This window comes from Bradyrhizobium sp. Kon58 (assembly GCF_055807455.1).
This window is the reverse complement of the sequence record NZ_JBVVOT010000069.1, coordinates 1-5919: the sequence shown is the minus strand read 5'-3', so window position 1 is coordinate 5919 and position 5919 is coordinate 1. Positions and strand designations below refer to the sequence as shown.

The following is a 5919-nucleotide window of genomic DNA, read 5'->3' as shown; positions in this document are numbered from 1 at the left end:
GAAGTGGAGGCGTCAAGCACCCCCACGATATGCCGCCTTTCCGATTCCCGCCGTCACCAACTTTCAGCGATAGCTCCCTTGCGGGGTGTGTAGGTGGCTCAGGCACCCGTGTTCTCCCCCTCGGTTAGCGTTTGGAGTTCCAGGAAGAGTGAAAGCACTGAATCTTGTTCGGCTGAAGCGACAGGACCGGCGAGTTCACAACGACTGTTTTGAAGACCGCCTGTTTAGCTCAACGAGTCGCGCCAGCGAGCACTGATGTCATCAAATCCGCATTGCATTCGAACATATCAGCGCGTGCATCTGCTTGCAGCGTCCTATCGAGCTCGGGGAGCCTGCCAACCCAGCGTAAGCGTCGGCCTCAGTCACTCCAGCATAGCCCCAAGATGCTGCTCCGGATGCGTACGCCACGATACCGCAACCGGAGAGTATTGGAGTGAGAGTTCGTATATGCGATGCGGCCTGAGCAAAGAAATGAGAGTATATAATTTCGCGCTCAGGAGGGTTCCTCCTCGGGAATTTCGACCGGAATCGCAAAGCCGGATTTGACGCGGTCTATCACCACCATCGTCTTGAAACCTTTGAGATCCGAGTTCTCATAGAAGAAGCTGCGGGTGAATTGCTCGTAATCTTCCATGGTACGTGCGGTGACATATAGGACAAAATCAGCGTCACCGGTGATGTAAAATCCATTGACGATTTCGGCTGAGCCCTTGATGGCCTTCTTGAACCTGTCGATGATATCTGATCGCTGGCGCTCGAGAGTCACCATAACAAGCATCTGTATGGGTCTTCCTACCGCTTTCTCCGAAACGATCGACACATCGGCCTCAATGATCCCTTCTGAACGAAGTCTCTTTAGCCGGCGTTGACACGACGTTGCGGAAAGACCGGCCATTTCGCCGATCACTTCGGACGTCAAACGATTGTTCTTTTGGACGATCTCAAGTATGCGGGCGTCCGTCCGGTCGTATTGCATTATCGGGCTCCGAGTGAATTCCGTCGCAAAATGACGGTGCGGCAAAGAGCGTGCCCCAGTACGTCCCCTTCAGGTGAACCTTCAAGTAGATCCCGGTCCTCCTCAGACTATTGGCGAAGTTCCGGTCCCCCAGAATGTCGGCATTGTAGAGCAAGATGCCGAGTTGGACTGAAAGCGCCGTCGCGAGAATCTTCTCTCCCGACGTCGACAGTCGCCACGGCCCTTTAGCTTTGCATCGACAATTGTCGAGGCAAACTTCTTAGCAGCCGCGCCAGAGCCATTTGCCAAGGTACCGAGGTCGTTGAGACTTGGCTGCACCTTCTTCGGCAAACACTTTTGCATAGGCTTCCCGAAGGTCGCCTCCGGCCTCCCATCCAACAGTCCCATCTTGTTCTCTCCCTTAATTCCAGCAGCGACTCTACCATGCAGCACTGGCGTCGCCCTCTTGTGAGCGATTGTCTCCATCCCTCAAATACCGATAGCTTCATAGGCTTTGGCGATCTATCGAATGGAGGCGACATAGGCAGCGGTCCTGCAATCGCCGATCTCCGGGCGTTTTTCTATGAGATCTGCAATGCGTGCCCGGGTGCTCCGCATCACGTCCTCAAGGCCGGGTCGGACGAGGTCGATCTCTGCACCTCCTTGAAGAAACTCGTCGCGCATATCAGCGGGGAATTCCTTGCCGGTCATCTGCATTGCCAAATCCTTGCACCACAACAGAAGCATCCTTGAGATCGCGTCGACCATTCACTCCTGGGGACGCGGATCGCGAAGATAGCTCTGGATCGCGAACTGAACGCCCCTGCCAGTTGCCTCGGTGCGGCCGGCAATACCGCCCTTCGACAAAGGCTTTCCCGTTACGCATGCGCGCGCGTTAACGACATGGGTCGGATTGGCGCGCCGGAATTCGTCCATCATCCAAGCCATTTCCCGCTCGCTTGTGCCGACGTCCGGGGCCGGAACGTTGACACCGGGACCGATCAAACCGCGCTTGTTGAGTTCCTGGGTAAACCGGCGGGTGATGCGCTCGAGTTCCTGCGACGTCCATTCATGCGGGTCAATCTTAAGAGCCCCCTTCGACCCGCCAAACGGCACATCAACAAGCGAGCATTTAAGCGTCTTGAGCGCGGCAAGCGCCTCCACCTCTTCGGCATCGGCATTTGGCGTGTAGCGAATGCCGCCCTTCACGGGTTCAGAGTGTTCGCTATGAACTGAGCGCCAGCCACTAAAGCTGTACATGCGGCCGCGTACTCTCACGCCGAAGCGAATCGGATAGGTGGAGTTGCATTGAATGATCCGTTCGGCGAATCTTGGCAGGTCGAGAAACGTCATGGAATGACCGAAATTCTTGTCGACGCTCGCAAGAAACCTAGCTGAGGTCGCCTGCATCGGCCACCTTTCAACGTTGTAAAAGCCCGCCCGCGCAGCGATGGTGCGGTTTGGAGCGATCGATATTGCTCGGCGTATTGCGGCCCCACTACGTGCGGTCGTGGCGAGTTCCCATGTAGCCCCTCGCATGCTTCTACCGGCCAAAAGAATGTTGAGGCGGAAACTCGCCCGTTTCCAGTCAGCTTGTGCGTTCCCAGGCTTGTAGCCAAGCTAATGAAACCAGAAGACAAGGTATGATGAAGTTGCGCCCGGTAACGGCAGAAAAAGACGCGTGCGCGCTGGAGGCCGCCGATGCAGTGTCCGTTGTTTGCGACGGCCCATTGACCTTCGGGTTGGCTAGAAAAATCCAATTTCATGAGCCACATTGCTCCCCCCAACCGCATCTTCCTCGAAAATTCTACGTTTGGTACGATCAAGGCCGCACCAGCAACGCCAACAATCGCTAGGCGACAGAAACAACGTTGATTGGCTGGCGTGTCAGGGTGTCACGCAGTGTCTGAAGCACATCAGTGAGTGCAACAATATCTCTTGGCGCGCCAAGGCAGATGCGGGTTGCGCCGGGATCCCCCTCGCCAACCGCAGACGCGATGCGCGGCGTCACAAGTATGCCGCGACCTCGGGCGGCTGCAGCAAATTGATCTGCAGACCACTCCTGCGGCAATGGCAACCACGCGTAGAAAGCGGGGAACCGAAGGTTTGCGGCCGCGGGGAAGACGTCCAGGAATGCACGGTAACGCTCGAGCGCCTGCAGGCGCCGCTCACGCAGAAGGTCCTCAAGCTTGCCGATCTCGATCAGCCGCACAACCACCTCGCTCAGCATCGGAGCCACAAACCAAGCCGAGGCATGCAGCAGGAGATCGGTTTGGGCAATGTAGCCTACTGGGACCGTCAACGTGCCAAGTCGGAAAGCCGGCGCGAGGCACTTGGAGTAGGAAGTGATGTAGAAGGTGCGGCTTGGCGCGAAGGAAGCGATCGGCACCGGCCGTTCGGTGAAGAAAAATCCGTAAACGTCATCCTCTATTATAGCGAGGTCGAGTTCGTGTGCCAGCTCAGCGATGCGCTGGCGGCGAGCAAGGCTCATGGTACAGGTCGTCGGGCTTTGCAAAGTCGGCATGCAATAAAGCACCCTTGCCCCGTATGCGCGACAGGTCTTTTTCAATGCCTCCGGCTTGATTCCCTCCTCGTCCATCTCGACAGGTACCAAATTGAGGTGGCTCGCAGCAGCTATGGCTTTAAAGCCGGAATAGGTGAACGTGTCGACTAAGATATTGTCGCCCGGCTTTGCCACCACACGAAGGGCGATGTCGATGGCGTGCTGAGCGCCGTTGCATAGGAACAGCTGAGCTGGCTTGATCGTGAAGCTGTTATCAGACAACGAGGTGGCGATAACTTCACGGTGTTTCCAGATGCCGCCGTGGGGATGGTAGCGGAGCAAAGGTGCAAGATCAGCCTCACGCGAGACATCACTGAACATCGCCGACAGAATCTGCGTCTCGTCTCCCTCGACGGGTACGTTCAACGCCAAATTGACCGGCTCGTGTCTTGCCGTGGGCTCGGCTCGGGCGACCACACGACGCCGGACAAAGGTGCCCTGCCCGACCCGGCCGCTGACGATACCGCGCTGCTCGGCCTCCTGATAGGCTTTGCTCACGGTGCCAACTGACAGACTAAGCTCTCGAGCTAAGTCACGGTGCGGGGGCAGTCGATCGCCGTCCGACAATCGGCCGCCGGCGATGTCCTGCTCCAGTGCATTGACCAGGGCTAGGTAACGCGGTCCTTCGGAGACGAGTTGCCGAGGTCGCCAGCCTGAAATTGGTACATCCAACCTCATGTCCCGCGTTCCTTTTTCTTTCGGGCTCATCGACTATTAGACATGAAGATGGCCGACATACTTTCTTACAGTGTAGGATTCTAAACCCTCAAGGCCACCTTCGCGTCCCCAGCCGCTGTCACCGATTCCGCCAAAGGGTGTTTCGGGTATCGTCACTACCATCTGATTGATACCGATAACGCCTACCTCCAGTTTCTCCGCTAGGCGGTTGGCGGTTGCGGCGGAGCGGGTGAAGGCATATCCAGCGAGACCATAAGGCAATGCATTCGCTCGCGCGAGGGCTTGGTCAATATCATCAACAGGCTGCACCAGAGCAAGTGGACCGAACGGTTCCTCGCTCATGGCTCTCGCCTGGGCGGGCATATCGCCCAGAATGGTAGGCTTGTACATCAGGCCCGTCCCCTTCACTCGCTCACCTCCGGCTACAAGGCGTGCCGAAAGGGACAAGGCGTCGGAGATCAGATCATCCATCGCGGCGACGCGCCGGGTGTTGGCCACGGGGCCAACGGTGGTGCCTGCTTGCAGGCCGTCACCCACCACCTGCTTCTCCACGAAGGTACGAGCGTATTCCAGATATTCCTCGTATACAGAGCGCTCCACGAAGAAGCGTGTCGGAGATGTGCAAACTTGGCCGGCGTTGCGCAGCTTGATCGTCATTGAGAGCTCCGCCGCACGCTGCACGTCGGCGTCTTTTGCGACAATCACCGGCGCATGCCCACCTAATTCCATGGTAGCGAGCGTCAGGGTCTCTCCCGCCAATCGAGCAAGGTGACGTCCCACGGCTGTTGATCCCGTGAACGAGATCTTGCGAATGATGGGGGAGCGCAGGAGATATTCGGAGATCTTCGCCGGTATGCCGAAGACGACGCCCAAGACGCCGTTGGGTAGCCCTGCATCGGTGAGCGCTCGTGCTATTTCTAGGGTGGTGCCCGGTGTCTCTTCAGCCGGCTTGATGATGCAAGTGCACCCTGCGGCAAGAGCAGGGGCGATTTTGCGCGCAGGCGTCACGGCCGGGAAGTTCCAGGGCGTGAAGCACGCGACGGGGCCGACCGGCTCCTGCGTGACCGTCTGGCGCATGTCTGGCACACGCGCCGGGATGACACGCCCGTAGCTTCGGCGCCCTTCTTCCGCGAACCAGTCGAAGAACTCTGCCGCGGCGGTGATCTCACCTTTCGCTTCCGTGAGGGTCTTACCTTCTTCCAGGGTCAGCACCGTAGCAATGTGGTCTAAACGCTCCCGCATCAAATCAGCGGCGCGGCGCAAGATCTGCCCTCGCTCGTACGGCGAAGTTCGCTTCCAGCCCTCAAACGCCCGGCTTGCCGCCGCGAGTGCGCGATCCAGTTCTGTCGTCCCAGCGTGCGGCAGTTCGCCGAGAGACTGCTCCGTCGCGGGGTTGAGAACGGCTTCGCTTCCAGCATTGGTTTCCTCGATCCATTCGCCATCGATGAGGAGTGCCAGTTTCGTATACATATTTTCTTCCTTAAACCGATATGTTGCGCTCAGACGCAAATAGACGAGAGCTGGATTGGACCAGTTCTTTCAATTAGAGTCCGTTCCGATGCGAAAGCGTTTTCTGCTCGCGCAGCTAAGGGGCCCGCGGCCGGCGTTGAGCTCGCGAATGCAAGATTGGACCGCATGACGCCTCCCCTCAATCCTTAGCCCAGCGAGTAAGACCGGCCTCGGAGATGATCTTCGCGATCGCTGCCTTCTGTTCGTCTGCCAA

General features: G+C 57.9%; 3 protein-coding genes and 1 pseudogene. All 4 read right to left on the bottom strand.

Going from position 1 to position 5919, the window contains the following annotated elements:
* Positions 1–493: 493 nt before the first annotated feature.
* Complete coding sequence (locus tag AC0L20_RS39315; protein WP_473295563.1) at positions 494–976, bottom strand: Lrp/AsnC family transcriptional regulator; 483 nt, start codon at positions 974–976, stop codon at positions 494–496.
* A 501-nt stretch (positions 977–1477) separates the two neighbouring features.
* Positions 1478–2308, bottom strand: a pseudogene (locus tag AC0L20_RS39310) (Glu/Leu/Phe/Val family dehydrogenase).
* Between the two features lie 499 nt (positions 2309–2807).
* Positions 2808–4196, bottom strand: coding sequence for an aminotransferase-like domain-containing protein (locus AC0L20_RS39305; protein WP_473295562.1), 1389 nt, complete (start codon positions 4194–4196; stop codon positions 2808–2810).
* Between the two features lie 36 nt (positions 4197–4232).
* Positions 4233–5666: an NAD-dependent succinate-semialdehyde dehydrogenase gene (locus tag AC0L20_RS39300; RefSeq protein WP_473295561.1), complete on the bottom strand. Its 1434-nt coding sequence runs from the start codon at positions 5664–5666 to the stop codon at positions 4233–4235.
* Between the last annotated feature and the right edge of the window lie 253 nt (positions 5667–5919).

Coding starts and splice junctions, on each gene's coding strand:
- AC0L20_RS39315 (WP_473295563.1), bottom strand. CDS start 976: ATGCAATACGACCGGACGGACGCCCGCATACTTGAGATCGTCCAAAAG.
- AC0L20_RS39305 (WP_473295562.1), bottom strand. CDS start 4,196: ATGAGGTTGGATGTACCAATTTCAGGCTGGCGACCTCGGCAACTCGTC.
- AC0L20_RS39300 (WP_473295561.1), bottom strand. CDS start 5,666: ATGTATACGAAACTGGCACTCCTCATCGATGGCGAATGGATCGAGGAA.